The organism is Thalassoroseus sp. (assembly GCF_984380535.1).
On record NZ_CFHRBF010000004.1, the window covers coordinates 352,631 to 367,287 of the forward strand.

Consider the following 14,657-nt stretch of genomic DNA (forward strand, 5'->3'; position numbering starts at 1 on the left):
GATGACGGACTCAGCACCGAACCGACGCGATTTTCTGTCCGGCCGATCGGCTCATGACGAGTTGCTCCGTCGCACAGGAAAAATCGCTGACGAGCTCGGTGCAATTCCGAATGAACGCCCCGAACCGAGTGCCGGTCCCACGATCCGGGTCGCGACCACCGCGATGGCATGTGAGTTCTCCGTGCTGTTGAACGGCGGTGAAACACCGCAACTGCAATCGACGGCGGAAGCCTGGGCCGCTTCGGATGTGTTGGATCAAATCCACCACCTCGAAGATCAGATGACCGTCTATCGCGACGACAGCGAACTGGCGGACATCAACCGCCGGGCCGATTCTGAGGCTGTTTCCGTCGAATCGCAATTGTTTCGCCTACTGTGCCAGGCTCGGGATATTGCCCGAGAGACCGAATATGCATTCGACCCGACTTCCGGTCCGTGCGTCGCGTTATGGCGGGAATGTCGTCAAGATAATCGTCTGCCCACTCAGGAAGAAATCCAGTCTTGCCTGGAACGGAGCGGGATCGAGAATATTGAGTTCGACGAATCCGCCGAGACGGTGCAGTACACGAAAGCCGGGGTCGAACTCAATCTTGGTGGTATCGGGAAGGGTTATGCACTCGATGTCGTCGCGAAGGAGTTGGCGGAGCAGGGGTTCGAAAGTTTCCTTGTGTCCGGCGGTCATAGCAGCTTGATCGCACGCGGTGAACACAACGGACACTCGGGCTGGCCGGTGGGGATTCGCAACCCGCTGTTTCCCACCGAACGTTTGGCGACGGTTTTGCTCTGCGATCGGGCGATGTCGACCAGCGGTTCCGGCGTGCAACATTTCCGCCACGCGGGGAAACGATACGGCCACATTATTGATCCACGAACGGGTTGGCCGGTCGATGAATTGGCCTCTGTGACCGTTCTCGCCCCGACGGCGGCAGAGGCCGACGCACTTTCCACCGCTTTTTTCGTCTTAGGACTCGAAAAAACCCAAGCATATTGTGATAATCGAACAGATGTCGGTGCTTGGCTCATTCCGTCACCACGGCGGGGACGCGCTCTCAGACCGGTTCGCTGCAATCTTCCGGATGAGTTGCTCTTCCTCAACCCCGCCGGGTCTGCGACCGTTTCCGAGTGAACTGTCGTTCGTTTGTTCAAGAAGCAAACCGAGTTCTTCACCGAATTCACTCGATTATCACTTATTTTTGATGCCCCAATTCTTTTCGGGCGATCAGACTGAAGTCGGAGGAAAGCTGAGTGTCCCGCGATTTGAAGCGCATTTCGATTATTGCCGGTTTCTTTTTAGTGACCTTGCGGCTTTGTATCGGCTGGCAGTTCCTCTATGAAGGACTGTGGAAGTATCGCACGCAAGAAACCGCAACCCCTTGGACGGCATCAGGTTATCTCACCAACGCCGTCGGCCCGTTCCGTGATGTCTTCCGGGAAATGGCCGGTGATCCCGATGGACTCAACTGGCTGAACTATAACGCCATGGTTGGTCGTTGGGAAAAATGGCAGGAGGATTTTTCGAGCCATTACAAGCTCAATGAAGAACAGCAAAAGGAACTCGATCGCCTTCTCAATGGCTCGGATGATTTCGCCGTCGCACTGGCGGACTGGCCTATCGAGCTGAAGGGGAACGATCCGAAGTACTTCATGTATCGTGCCAATATCGATGGCGGCGGACAACTGGCAATCATCAAAGGCGAGACACCATCGGCAGCACGGTTCGACAATCTTCGCAAATACATCACGAAGAAAGCCGCTCCGGAATTTCATGAGGCCGTCGACAAACTGCAACTCATGTATGAGAACGACGCCTATGTTAGACAATTGGAGTCTTTGCTCAAAGAAGACCCGGAATGGACCGGTATCGTTCGAGATGCCAAAGGGAACGTGATCGAAGAACGCGTCGGCAAGGTTGACCTCTACCGCGCGAAGTTGGCTGCTTATGAGAAAGAACTCGCCACAGCCGACCAAGATTTCGAGCACGTCCACCTGAAAAAGAAGTGGAGTGAAATTCAGGATTTGAAAAAGGAACTCATTCCGCCAGTCAAGGCGTTGGATGCGGATTTGAAGGTGGCTGCGATCGGTCTTTTGACCGAAGAACAACGGGAGATGCCAAAGTTACCACCGCAGAAAAGTCAGATTCACACCATCGACATGCTGACGATTTGGGCGTTGATTATCCTGGGAATCCTGCTGCTTTCTGGGTTCTGCACACGATTGGCCGCCTTGCTTGGAGCGGGAATGGTTCTATCATTCTATTTAGTGGCTCCTCCTTGGCCAGGCGTTCCGGTAACTCTCGGGCCAGAACACTCATTCGTCGTCAACAAAAACTTGATCGAAGTCGTCGCATTGCTCGCGCTGACGTTCCTCCCGACGGGAACTTGGTTCGGAGTCGATGGCATTTTCTATCGACTGTTCCATCGCACCGATGCAAGTGCCGAGAAATAGTCGAACCACAACCGGCGGGCATTGAATACTCACTCAGTTACTTCAGCGAAAAGGGGCAATCATGCCATTGACTCCCGAACAAAAACAAATTGGACAGGATAACTTCCACGAGGCCAGCGGTTGGACACGGCGACAAGTCCTCAAAGGCGGTGCGGCGGCAGCAGTCGGTGCAGGAGCCACCTTTGCAGGCTTCCAAGAACTCTCCGGCAATCCGGTGAAAGTGGCTTGGATCGGTACCGGGGATGAGGGTAGCGTGCTGCTCAACGAGCACCCGACCGCGCACATGGATATCGTCGCGATCGCAGACCTCCGTCCAAGTAACCGCGAACGTGCCTTCACTGGCGACGGTAACGATCATCGACGTGGTTTGAACAAGATCCTCGGTGAGCAAACCGCCTCGAAGATCAAGAAGAACGGTCACGTTTACAACACGCACAAAGAGTTGCTCAAGGCTGTTGCCGACGGTCAACTCGAGCTGGAAGCAGTCGTCATTGCTGTGCCGCTCGTTGCTCACGCACCGATTGCGATTGACTGTCTCAACGCCGGTTTGCACGTGCTGACCGAAAAGCTGATGGCCCATAACATCGGCGAATGTAAGGAGATGATCAAAGTCGCCCGCAAGAACAATAAGCTGCTCGCGGTCGGCCACCAACGTCACTACAACGTGCTCTACGACAATGCCAACGGACTCGTGCAGAACGGCCTTCTTGGCACGATCAAGCACATCCGCGCCTTGTGGCACCGCAATAACAGCTTCCCGAATCGCGATAGCTGGCAAAAAGCCACCGGCGGTACTGCTCGGGCATTCATGGATGACCGAGAAGCCTTGGCGAAGTCGAACATCGACCTCAAAGAGTTCGGTTTCAGCGACTTCGAACACCTCGGCAACTGGCGGTTGTACAACGAAACCGGTGGCGGACTGATGGCCGAATTGGGCAGTCACCAACTCGATGCCTGTAGCATCTTCCTCGGCAAAGTGAAGCCGATCGCAGTGCTTGGGTACGGGGGCAAGAACTACTACGGCGTGAACTGGAAAGACGAAAATGGCAACCCGGCCGGTTTGGGCCCGAAAGACAAGTGGAATGATCAGCGAGAAATCGACGATCACGTCTACACCATCTTCGAGTTCCCGGGGCCGCACTACGAAGACAACAAAGACGATGTTGTCATCGTGACCTATTCGTCGCTCAACACGAACACGTTCGAACCTTACGGCGAACACGTTTATGGTAGCCGTGCCACGCTCATCATGGAGCAAGAGCAGAAGGTCATGCTCTACAAGGAAGGCGCGGGCTACGAAAAACGTCTGCAGGTTGCGAAGGGCAAAGATGGAAAAGCCGCAATCGACACCAGCGAAAGCTTGGCTCCATCGAGTGCGGCAGCCGTCTCGGCAAGTGAAATCGGCGAGAAGGTCAGCCGAGGTTACACCGAAGAAATGGAACATTTCTGCTGGGCCATTCGTAATCTCGGACCGACTTACTATCCCGATGGCAAACCGGTACCGAAGTCGGAGAAAGGTCTCCGCTGCCCCGACGTGCAAGGCATGGCGGACGCAATCATGGCCCTGACATCGAATCTCGCCATGAAACATCGGCAACGGATCGAGTTCAAACCGGAATGGTTCGACCCCGATAACCCAGCGACTCCGGAAGAAGACGTCAAGAAAATGTTTGGCTGATTCCGTTTCGGACAATCAATTTCTTCTGCCCCTGGGCCTAAACCCAGGGGCTTTTTGTGAAATTTCTCTTCAGACCGATCAATTCGTCGGGATTATCGTCTTCCCCAAGAGTTGACTCGGCGATACACTTCGCCGAACTGATCGACCAACTGCGATCAAGAACCGTCTCACGGTCCCGCGCTATGTCATGGCGACGACAAGGACCGTTTCCTGCCGACCGCTTGCCTACCGAAGCCCACCATGCGACGCGACGAACTCCGAAACATTGCGATCATCGCCCACGTTGACCACGGAAAAACGACGTTGGTCGATTCTCTGCTGCGGCAAAGCGGGCAATTCCGTGATACCCAACTTGCGGGCGACTGCATTCTCGATTCCAACGACCAGGAACGCGAACGCGGCATTACGATTCTCGCCAAGAACATCGCGTTGACCTACAAAGGCGTGAAGATCAACATCATCGACACCCCCGGCCACGCGGATTTCGGCGGCGAAGTCGAACGTGTCCTCAAAATGGCCGACGGTGTGCTGGTGCTGGTCGATTCTTACGAAGGTCCACGTCCGCAAACGCGATTCGTGGTGCAGAAAGCCCTCGAATGCGGCCTCAAACCGCTGGTCGTCGTCAACAAAATCGACCGTCCCGACGCTCGCCCCGATGATGCCCTGTCGGAAACATTCGACTTGTTCGTTGAACTCGGAGCCGATGACGAAGCCCTCGATTTCCCGTACATCTTCGCTAGCGGTCGGGATGGTTACGCATCTCATGATCCGTCTGACCGCGAAGGCACCATCGAACCGCTGTTGGATTTAGTGCTCGAACACGTCCCTGGGCCGGAAGTGTCCCCCGACGGGCCACTCCAGTTTATGGTTACGACCCTGGAATGGTCGGAATATGTCGGGCGAATTGCCACCGGACGGATTACCTCGGGCCAAGTTAGGAAGGGCCAGAAGGTCGTCGTCATCCGGAAGGATGGCAAACACGAGAATGCGACAATCGATGCCGTTGAAGCCTTCGACAAACTCGGCCGAACCGAAGTCGATTCCGCACAAGCCGGTGATGTCGTCGCTCTCGTCGGTTTGCCGGACCCGGAAATTGGCGATACCGTTGCTTGCCCCGTTCAACCGACAGCACTCAAACGCCTTGCGGTGGATGAGCCGACGTTGTCGATGCTGTTTACCGTCAACTCCTCGCCACTCGCGGGACGTGATGGTAAGTTCGTCACCAGTCGACACCTGCGAGCCCGGTTGATGAAGGAACTCGAACACAACGTCGCCTTGCGAGTCGAAGAGACCGGCGAGAAGGACTCTTTTTTGGTGTCTGGTCGCGGCGTGTTGCACCTATCTGTGCTGATCGAGCAAATGCGACGGGAACAATTCGAACTTTCCGTCGGTAAACCCGAAGTCATCCGTAAGGAAATCAACGGGCAAATGCACGAACCGTTCGAGCAGCTCGTCATCGACGTACCTGCAGAGGACGTTGGCCCGGTCATGGAACTCGTCGGGAACCGTCGCGGGCAAATCAAAGAAATGACCGCCGGTGCCACTGGTATGACACACTTGGAATTCTCGATCCCCGCACGTGGTTTGATCGGTTTGCGAACCCGTCTGCTCAACGCAACTCGCGGGCAGGCCATCATCCATCACCGCTTCGAAGACTATCGGCCCATCGAAGGCGATGTCCCTCGACGAAAGAACGGCGTGCTCGTTTCGCAAGTCAACGGACAAGCGGTGGGGTACGCGTTGTGGAAGTTGCAAGAGCGGGCGGAGATGTTCGTGGGCCCAGGTCAAGATGTCTATGAAGGCATGATCGTCGGTGAAAACTCGCGGGAAAACGATTTGGTCGTGAATCCGATCCGTGAGAAGAAACTGACCAACATCCGCTCATCGGGTGCGGACGACGCGATTCTGCTCAAGCCGCCGCGTCAAATGACACTCGAAGCGGCTCTGGAATACATCGAAGACGACGAGTTGGTGGAAGTCACTCCCGCTGTGATCCGCACGCGAAAAATTCACCTCACCGAAACCGGCCGCAAACGCCACGCCCGGAAATAGTCGGCTTATAGAATCCGTTGTCATCGCGAATCTCGGAACTGTATGCTAGTAGTGAATTTTTCACTCAAGCCTCTCAGTTTCGGGAAGGACTGCTGCATGATGCTGGAGCCGACTAATGATATCGGCAATATCTTTCTGCGACTTATCGCCTCGATTTTGATGGCGGCCGTTTTCGGCTGGGAACGCGAATACCGCGATAAACCTGCCGGCCTGAAAACACATATGCTCCTCGCATTGGGGTCGGCAGCACTTACGGTCGTTGCGTTGCAATTCCCGATGACGAATGACCTCCAGGGAACCGGGATCCAATTCGACCCGTTCCGTTTAATCCAGGGTATTCTGGCTGGCATCGGCTTTTTAGGGGCCGGCACCATTATTCAATCGCATGGTGATGTCGAAGGTTTAACCACCGCCTCGACGCTATGGATTGTCACGGCCCTTGGCGTCGCCTGTGGACTTGGTTATTTAACGATTGCCGGTATGACGACCATTTTAGGACTGGTCGTGCTGATTGTAGTCAAAGCCTATGAACGACGAATTTTTCCCAACCAAGATGCCGACCACCCGGATGCCTAATCCATAAAGCGAGTCGAAAGTGTGGTAAGGGTCTGTCGGAATTTTACGGCGTTTGTCCATTTGCAATAAGACGGTCACGCCGTTTCCCACCCTGATGATTCTGTTTCCATATTGACCATTGCGGATGTGCAACCGATACTTGTTGATCGGTTGTCGGGTTTTGAAACTGTTTTGTTTGACTGGTTCCTCATTTGATGTGTCGGCGTTTGCTAATCACACTCATGTTGCTCTCAACCGGAGCACACGCAGTCTTCGGATGCTGTTGGCATCACGAACACGGCGAATGTGAGGACGCACATGACGAGGCGCATGCGGTCGCCGTCGAACATCACAAGTGCGACAAGCATGATTCTCATTCGCATGAATCTGCCGACAACTCCGTGTCAGATGGCGGGAGCGTCGAACTCGAACAGCTGAAGTTTGTCGTCGACCGCGAAACCCACGGATGCCCGCACGAGTGTGACGGCGATCGCTGTCAGTACCTTGTGACGGTTCGCGTCCAGTCGGATTGTTTTTCGCCATTAGCCCAGCTAACGCCTTACCTCACGATTAGCTGGAATTTCCTCGACGTATCAAGCGTCGAGCGTCCACGCGCTTGGGCTTCGTGTTCGAGCGTCCGGCTTCTCTACCAACGCGGCCTGCGTGACCTGACGGAAGTTGCGCTGATTTAGCGCCCAGGTTCTCGTTACTTCTGCGACGGTGTCGCGTGGCTGGTTGGACATTCCGGCAGGAATGTCGGCCGATCTTTGCCGTGCGTTTTCTTTCCCCAATCGATGTGTCTCCGCGTACGCGGAAAACGCGTCTCTTCGGTTTTCCAAACCCTTGGAGGTCGAGATGAACACTCTCGTCTCGTTGTTGTCCCGTTCACGCTCGAAATGGATTGCCGGTTCGATCGTTGTTCTAACAATCGTTACGGCACCATGGTGGTGGGCGTGGATGAACTCCATCGCGGAATCACTCACCGATGGCAGTGTCGACAACGCAGCGATGGCCGACGATGAACCGGCAGACGACCACACCGGTCACGATCATGCGGAGCACGACCATGATGCCTCCGAAGCGGTGGAATTGTCTCCCCAAGCGCGACGGAACTTACGGCTGGAAGTCGGTGAGATTCGCCCCAGTACCTACACGCGTGCGATCACCATTCCGGCTTTGGTCACGGAACAACCTGGGAAAACGCATCATGTGGTTTCCGCCCCGATGACGGGAATCGTGACGGGTGTTTCCATCGTGGAAAACCAGATGGTTGACTCGGGCGATTTGCTCTTCACCGTCCGCCTAACGCATGAGGACTTGGTCAAAGCTCAAACGGAGTTTCTCGCAACGTTGGGTCGGCTCGATGTCGAGCGACGCGAGGTCCAGCGGTTACAACAGGTCAGCACGGGTGTCTTGCCTCAGAAGGTCATTCTCGAACGACAATACGAAGTCGAAAAGCTCGAAGCCATTTTGAAAGCCGAGCAAAGCTCGCTGAACCTGCACGGTCTGTCGGACAAGCAGATCGAAAATATCGCTAAGGAACGCAAGTTGGTGCGTGAGGTGAGCGTGCGTGTTCCGTTTTTGCACGCGGACTCATCAGTGCATACCGACGGGGAACATGACGGGGGACTCCAAGTCGACCAAGACCATGAGGTCTTTTCTCAAAAGTCGGTGGTGTCTCGACTCGATGTCCGTTCCGGGCAAGCGGTCCAAACGGGACAACCGATGTGCCAGCTGACCGATTACGCCGCACTCTACATCGAAGGACGAGCGTTCGAGCAAGACGCAGATATTCTTGCAAAGGCTGCGCAACAGACGGAAAATGTTTCCGCCATTCCGCTGTCTGGCGAGTCTCGTTCGGTGACCGCGATCGAGTCGCTCTCCATTCAGTACGTCGCCAACGAGATCGAAGAGCAGTCTCGTGCCCTCCATTTCTATGTGGGTCTTCCTAACGAAATTGTTCGAGACAGCCGGCACAACGGGCATCGATTCGTAACTTGGAAGTACAAACCCGGGCAACGGATGCAGTTACAAATCCCGGTGGAAACATGGGACGACGTTTTGGTTCTCCCGGTCGATGCCGTCGGTCAGGAAGGGCCGGAGACGTTCGTGTTCGTGGAGAACGGCGATCACTTCGACCGTCGTCCGGTTCATGTGATGCATCGGGACCAACGCAACACCGTCATCGCCAATGATGGCAGCCTATTCCCGGGCGAATCCATCGCTCTCAACGCCGCCCATCAACTTCAAATGGCCATCAAGAACAAAAGCGGCGGAGCCGTCGACCCGCATCACGGGCACAACCATTAGCGGAGAGCCGACGGCGGAGAGCGGAGAGCCGGAGAAGAACGTGAAACTCTTACCAATGTTTTGAGCGGAGAGAACGCCATGTTTCGATTTGAAAAATTCGATGTCTGGCAGAAAGCGATTGCATGGGCCGACCTCGTCTATCGAGTGACTCAATCATTCCCAACGGATGAGCGTTTTGGTTTGACAAATCAAATGAGACGAGCTGCGGTTTCCGTTTCTTCAAACATTGCGGAAGGTTGCAGCAGAACATCCGATCGTGACTTTGCTCGGTTTGTCGAGGTGTCGTACGGGTCGCTACTAGAAGTCGTTTCGCAATGTCACATTGCAAAGAACCAAAATTTTCTCGCTCCGGACGACTTCGAATTGATCGTTGCGGAGGCTGAGCAGCTCGCGCGGATGCTCAGTGCGCTCAAATCGCGATTGAAATCCTGAACTTGTTGAACTCTAGAGTTCTCTGGCTCTCCGCTCTCCACCCTCAGCTCTCCGCCCAATCATGCTCAACTCCGTTATTCAATTTGCACTTCGACAGCGGTTGCTCACGATCGCGTTTGCGGGATTCCTGCTGGTCTTTGGGGGTTGGCAGGCTCTGCGGATGGAGATTGATGTCTTTCCGAATCTCAACCGTCCGCGGGTGGTCGTGATGACGGAAGCTCCGGGGATGGCTCCGGAGGAAGTCGAAACGCTGATTACGTTTCCCTTGGAGACGGCCCTCAACGGTGCCAATGGCGTGCAAGCCGTGCGGAGTTCGTCGGGTGTGGGGATTTCCGTGATCTATGTGGAATTCGACTGGGGCACCGACATCTACACCGATCGGCAAATCGTCGCGGAGCGAATTGCCTTGGCCGAGGAGAATATGCCGCCGGGAGTCAAACCGACGCTCGCACCAATTTCCTCGATCATGGGTCAGATCGTGATGCTCGCGATGTGGAGCGAAACCGGCGAGACCGAGCCGCTCGAACTCCGCACGCTTGCCGATTGGGTCGTGAGACGTCGACTGCTGACCATTCCCGGCGTCGCACAGGTCTTCACAATGGGTGGTGGTCGCAAACAGTTTCAGGTGTTGGTCGATCCGTCGGAACTCCTGCGGTACGGCGTCAATTTGAATGAAGTCAAAGATGCCCTTACCAAATCCAACCGAAATACCACCGGCGGATATCTCGACGAACAAGGCCCGAATGAGTTTCTCGTTCGCGTATTAGGACGTGTGGAAACCGTCGCCGACTTGGAGAAACTCGTTGTGACCACCCGCGAGGATCGCCCGGTTACACTGAGTCAAGTCGCCCAGGTCACCGAAGCCGCTCAGGTCAAGCGAGGCGACAGTTCGGCATTCGTGCGGATAAACGGACAAGAGACGAGTGGCCAGGGGCAAGAGCCAGACGATTCAACTCCGTCCCTGGCCGCTGGTCTCTCGCCCCTGGACTTTAGCGGCGGTCCTGCGGTCGTGCTGACGATCAACAAGCAACCGAACTCCGACACACGGGCTGTAACGGAAGCCGTCGAACAGGCGATTGCCGACCTGAAAATCTCGATGCCAGATGATGTCCGAGTCGAGACGATGTATGCCCAACGCTCGTTTATTGATCGGGCGATTCACAACGTCGTCGAGGCATTGGCCGATGGGGGGGGTGTTGGTTGTGGTGTTGCTGTTCATCTTTCTGATGAACTTCCGCACGACGTTCATCACCCTGACTGCGATTCCACTTTCGCTGGTGATCACAGCGTTGATCTTCGCGGCATTCGGGTTTTCGATCAACACGATGACGCTCGGCGGCTTGGCGGTTGCCATTGGGGAACTTGTGGATGATGCCATCGTCGATGTCGAGAACATCTTCCGACGACTGAACGAGAACCGCAGGCTGGCGGAATCACAGCGGAAAAACCCGTTGTTAGTTGTCTTCCAAGCGAGCGTCGAAATTCGGAATTCGATCGTCTTCGGCACGATGATCGTGGTGCTGGTCTTTGTGCCATTATTCGCGCTCGAGGGCATGGAAGGCCGATTGTTTGTGCCCTTGGGCATGGCGTACATGGTGTCGCTGTTGGCGTCGCTGCTGGTCTCGCTGACAGTCACACCGGTGCTGTCGTATCTGCTACTTGCGAAACGGGGGCCGTGGCTTGCGGTGTCACCGTTGATGGCGATTGGAATCGCGGCTTCCGTGTTCTACTGGATCATTCCGCGACTTCACGAATTTGTCACGATCCCCGAATTCCTCACACGGTCACCCGTGATGGGAACGATTGTGCTCTCGCCGTTGGTGTGGTTGCTGATCATGCTGACCGACCACACGAGCCATTCCGAATCCGATGGCTTCGTACTGCGGATTCTGAAAGTTGTCGCCGGTTGGGTCATTGGTTTTAGCACGCGGTTGGCCATACCGATTTTGTGCATCGCAGGCCTCGGTGTGGTGTTGGCGGCATTGGTGTTGTCGCGGTTGGAGAACGATTTTCTCCCGCCGTTCAACGAAGGCACCGTGCAACTGAATGTTGTGCTGCCGCCGGGCACATCGCTGGCGACTTCGAACGAAATTGCCCACGCGGTCGAACGGCAACTCATGACGATCGATGCCATCACCGCATTTTCACGCCGTACAGGCCGGGCCGAACTGGATGAACACGCGGAAGGCGTGAACGTCAGTGAAATCATCATCGAACTCGACCCCGAAAGCGAACAAAGCCGCGAGGCGATACTCGAAGAAATCCGCGCAGCGATGGACGAAATTCCTGGCATCGTTGCCAGTGCCGAGCAACCGATCGCGCACCTCATTTCGCATATGGTTTCGGGGGTGAAAGCACAAATTGGGATCAAACTCTATGGTGACGATCTCGACGTATTGCGGTCGAAGGCCGAAGAAATGCGGGCGATGATGGAACAAGTGCCCGGCGTGACGGACTTGCTCGTCGAACCACAAGTCATCATTCCGCAACTGCGTATGGAAATCGATCGCGACGCCTTGCTGATGTATGGACTTCGCCCGGATGAAGTCGGGCAGATCATCGAAACTGCGCTCAATGGGGAAGTCGTCTCCGAGGTATTGATCGGGCAACGCACGTTCGATTTGCTCGTTCGATTCGATGAAGCGTTTCGGGAAGACTTGAACGCCCTCGAACGACTGACAATCGATCTGCCGGATGGTGGGCAAATACCGCTCTCAGCGGTCACAAAGATCTACAAATCTGGTGGCCCGAACACGATTAACCGGGAGAACGTCCGGCGGCGAATTCTGATTCAAGCCAACGTGGCCGATCGTGGGTTAGTGGATGTCGTGCAAGACATTCAACAAGAGTTCCAAACGATCGAACTGCCGCCCGGTTATTTCCTGGAATACAGCGGGCAGTTTGAAAGTCAGCAATCCGCATCTCGAATGTTGCTGTTGTTGTTCGGTTGCTCGCTATTGGGCGTGTTTCTCGTGCTGTACACGATGTTTGGCTCAATCAACTTTTCGTTGCAGGTGATGGCTGCATTACCCATGGCGTTTATCGGTTCCGTGGCGGCATTGATTCTCACCGGGCAAACGCTCACGGTCGCCGCGATGGTCGGGTTCATTTCGCTTGGCGGGATCGCCAGTCGCAATGGGATTCTCTTGCTGAACCATTACTTGCACCTCGTTCGCTATGAAAATGAAGACTGGTCGCGTGAGATGATCGTGCGAGCCGGGAAAGAACGGTTGGCTCCCGTATTGATGACCGCGTTGACGTCCGGAATCGGATTGCTCCCGTTGGCAATGGCAGCCGGTGAAGCGGGTAAAGAAGTGCTCTATCCGGTGGCGACAGTTGTCATCGGTGGTTTGATCAGCAGCACAATCTTGGAATTCTTCGTGCGGCCGGCGTTGTTCTGGACGTTCGGTCGCGGAGCCGGTCGACGGCTGATTCAAGAATCTCAAGAACACGTCGAACTCGTCAGTGAAAATCACCCGATGACCGCATGACGGTTCGCCGATTTGATTTCTCATGAAGTCAAGAAAACGACATGAAATGTAACCGATCGATTCGGAATCGATCACAATTCCCCCGAAGGAGAACGTGATGAAGTTTCACACAACTTGGACACTGTTATTGAGCGGCACGACTCTTTTCTTGAGTGCGTGCAGCAACGACCCCGAACCCGAAAAGCCACCCACAGCTGAAAAGTCCGAGCAGGCTGATGCACACCCGACCGAAGGTCCCCATCATGGGAGCCTCATCGAGTTAGGAAACGAGGAGTACCACGCAGAACTTGCGCACGACGAGAAAACCGGTGAAGTCACGATTTATATTCTGGATGGATCGGCCAAGGAACTGGTGTCGATCGATGCAACGGAAATCGTGATCAACGCGAAACACGACGGAAAGCCGGAACAGTTCCCCTTAACCGCACAACCGAGCGAGACCGATCCTGAGGGAAAATCGTCTCGGTTTGTCTCGACCGACGAGGAACTTGCTCATCACCTGGATGAGTCAGACGCCGATGCGCGATTGGTACTGAAAATCGCCGGGCGATCGTACAATGGCAAAATCGTGCACGACCATAGCACGCACAACCATTGAGAAGACGCTTAAACCGCTGGTCAAGTTGTTCGGTCGCGAGTGCTGAACCAAATAACTTGACCAGCCTCCACGACCGCACCGTGAGAATCAGGAAGTCGGTAGAAGCCGTTCCGGCGGGGAATCCACCGGTTGCGTCCCGTGAGAACCGTTCTATACTGTGTATTGGCGAGTTGGGTCATGGTCTTGCGATCTTGACCATCCGAACACGTAACGGTTACACTTGCGGGGATTCCGTTGCGGCAACGAGAGAATACGTGTCCCGACACGGGGAGCGAGTAGGCGTTGAAACGAGCGATCATAAGCGACATCCACGGCAACCTCGAAGGATTGGAAGCCGTCCTTGCGCACATTAAAGAGCAGGGTTGCGACTCGATCTACTGTCTTGGCGACATCGTCGGTTATGGTCCGAACCCCCGCGAATGCATTGATCGGGTGATGGATTGCCAGATGACCTTGCTCGGCAACCACGATCAAGGTGCATTGTTCGACCCGGAAGGCTTCAACGCCGGAGCGGAACGGGCAATTTTCTGGACCCGCAAAATGCTCGAGGGCGGCGATGCCCGTGGAAACCGCAAACGTTGGGATTTCCTCGGCGAACTGCCTCGAATGCACCGTGAGAACGATCTATTGTTCGTTCACGGTTCCGCGCGGAACCCGCTTAACGAATACGTCTTCCCGGAAGACATTTACAACCAACGGAAGATGGAACGCATCTTTGGGTTGGTGACGAAGTACTGTTTCCAAGGGCATACCCATATCCCCGGTGTTTTCACCGAGGATTACAACTTTCTTCCGCCCGAGGAAATCGACATGACCTACCGCACCACCGGCGCGAAAGCGTTAGTGAACGTGGGTTCTGTTGGTCAACCGCGAAATGGCGATAACCGCTCGTCTTATGTGATCTTGGAAGATACCGAAGACGATTGCGATTATGTCATCCGTTTCCAACGTGTGCCGTACGACTTTGAAAAGACCGCTGCCAAGATCTACGACGTACCCGACCTGGATAACTTCTTGGGTGATCGTCTCCGCGACGGACGTTAGTTCGCTGCTGCTGTCGCGAACAGACTTTCGGCGGCAACCGGTCATCGCGTCG

At 55.1% G+C, this 14,657-nt stretch carries 10 protein-coding genes and 1 pseudogene; all 11 read left to right on the forward strand.

The window, feature by feature from the left end; genetic code table 11:
* The first annotated feature begins 1 nt into the window (after position 1).
* The 11 genes and pseudogenes from AC5DDB_RS07545 to AC5DDB_RS07595 all read left to right on the forward strand — a co-directional run bounded on the left by AC5DDB_RS07545 (position 2) and on the right by AC5DDB_RS07595 (position 14,605).
* Positions 2-1,126 (forward strand): FAD:protein FMN transferase, encoded by a 1,125-nt coding sequence (locus AC5DDB_RS07545; RefSeq protein WP_491739087.1) that lies wholly within the window; start codon positions 2-4, stop codon positions 1,124-1,126.
* Positions 1,127-1,245: 119 nt separating this feature from the next.
* Complete coding sequence (locus AC5DDB_RS07550) at positions 1,246-2,445, forward strand: DoxX family membrane protein (RefSeq protein ID WP_491739088.1); 1,200 nt, start codon at positions 1,246-1,248, stop codon at positions 2,443-2,445.
* Between the two features lie 61 nt (positions 2,446-2,506).
* Positions 2,507-4,123, forward strand: coding sequence for a Gfo/Idh/MocA family protein (locus AC5DDB_RS07555; protein ID WP_491739089.1), 1,617 nt, complete (start codon positions 2,507-2,509; stop codon positions 4,121-4,123).
* Positions 4,124-4,363: 240 nt separating this feature from the next.
* Positions 4,364-6,175 carry a translational GTPase TypA gene (typA, locus tag AC5DDB_RS07560; RefSeq protein WP_491739090.1) on the forward strand — a complete coding sequence of 604 codons (1,812 nt, stop codon included), beginning with the start codon at positions 4,364-4,366 and terminating at the stop codon, positions 6,173-6,175.
* A gap of 96 nt (positions 6,176-6,271) precedes the next feature.
* Positions 6,272-6,751 (forward strand): MgtC/SapB family protein, encoded by a 480-nt coding sequence (locus tag AC5DDB_RS07565; protein WP_491739091.1) that lies wholly within the window; start codon positions 6,272-6,274, stop codon positions 6,749-6,751.
* A 221-nt stretch (positions 6,752-6,972) separates the two neighbouring features.
* Positions 6,973-7,422 carry a hypothetical protein gene (locus tag AC5DDB_RS07570; protein ID WP_491739092.1) on the forward strand — a complete coding sequence of 150 codons (450 nt, stop codon included), beginning with the start codon at positions 6,973-6,975 and terminating at the stop codon, positions 7,420-7,422.
* A 163-nt stretch (positions 7,423-7,585) separates the two neighbouring features.
* Positions 7,586-9,040, forward strand: coding sequence for an efflux RND transporter periplasmic adaptor subunit (locus tag AC5DDB_RS07575; RefSeq protein WP_491739093.1), 1,455 nt, complete (start codon positions 7,586-7,588; stop codon positions 9,038-9,040).
* A 78-nt stretch (positions 9,041-9,118) separates the two neighbouring features.
* The gene (locus AC5DDB_RS07580) at positions 9,119-9,472 is read left to right on the forward strand and encodes a four helix bundle protein (protein WP_491739094.1); all 354 of its coding nucleotides are present in this window, start codon (positions 9,119-9,121) and stop codon (positions 9,470-9,472) included.
* Between the two features lie 61 nt (positions 9,473-9,533).
* Positions 9,534-12,963 (forward strand): annotated as a pseudogene (locus AC5DDB_RS07585) (efflux RND transporter permease subunit).
* 97 nt (positions 12,964-13,060) lie between these two features.
* Complete coding sequence (locus AC5DDB_RS07590) at positions 13,061-13,561, forward strand: hypothetical protein (protein ID WP_491739095.1); 501 nt, start codon at positions 13,061-13,063, stop codon at positions 13,559-13,561.
* Between the two features lie 282 nt (positions 13,562-13,843).
* Complete coding sequence (locus tag AC5DDB_RS07595) at positions 13,844-14,605, forward strand: metallophosphoesterase family protein (RefSeq protein WP_491739096.1); 762 nt, start codon at positions 13,844-13,846, stop codon at positions 14,603-14,605.
* Positions 14,606-14,657: the final 52 nt, after the last annotated feature.

Bases quoted from the DNA above. Each gene is read 5' to 3' on its own strand.
- AC5DDB_RS07575 (WP_491739093.1), top strand. From the start codon at position 7,586: ATGAACACTCTCGTCTCGTTGTTGTCCCGTTCACGCTCGAAATGGATT.
- AC5DDB_RS07545 (WP_491739087.1), top strand. From the start codon at position 2: ATGACGGACTCAGCACCGAACCGACGCGATTTTCTGTCCGGCCGATCG.
- AC5DDB_RS07580 (WP_491739094.1), top strand. From the start codon at position 9,119: ATGTTTCGATTTGAAAAATTCGATGTCTGGCAGAAAGCGATTGCATGG.
- typA (WP_491739090.1), top strand. From the start codon at position 4,364: ATGCGACGCGACGAACTCCGAAACATTGCGATCATCGCCCACGTTGAC.
- AC5DDB_RS07570 (WP_491739092.1), top strand. From the start codon at position 6,973: ATGTTGCTCTCAACCGGAGCACACGCAGTCTTCGGATGCTGTTGGCAT.
- AC5DDB_RS07590 (WP_491739095.1), top strand. From the start codon at position 13,061: ATGAAGTTTCACACAACTTGGACACTGTTATTGAGCGGCACGACTCTT.
- AC5DDB_RS07565 (WP_491739091.1), top strand. From the start codon at position 6,272: ATGATGCTGGAGCCGACTAATGATATCGGCAATATCTTTCTGCGACTT.
- AC5DDB_RS07555 (WP_491739089.1), top strand. From the start codon at position 2,507: ATGCCATTGACTCCCGAACAAAAACAAATTGGACAGGATAACTTCCAC.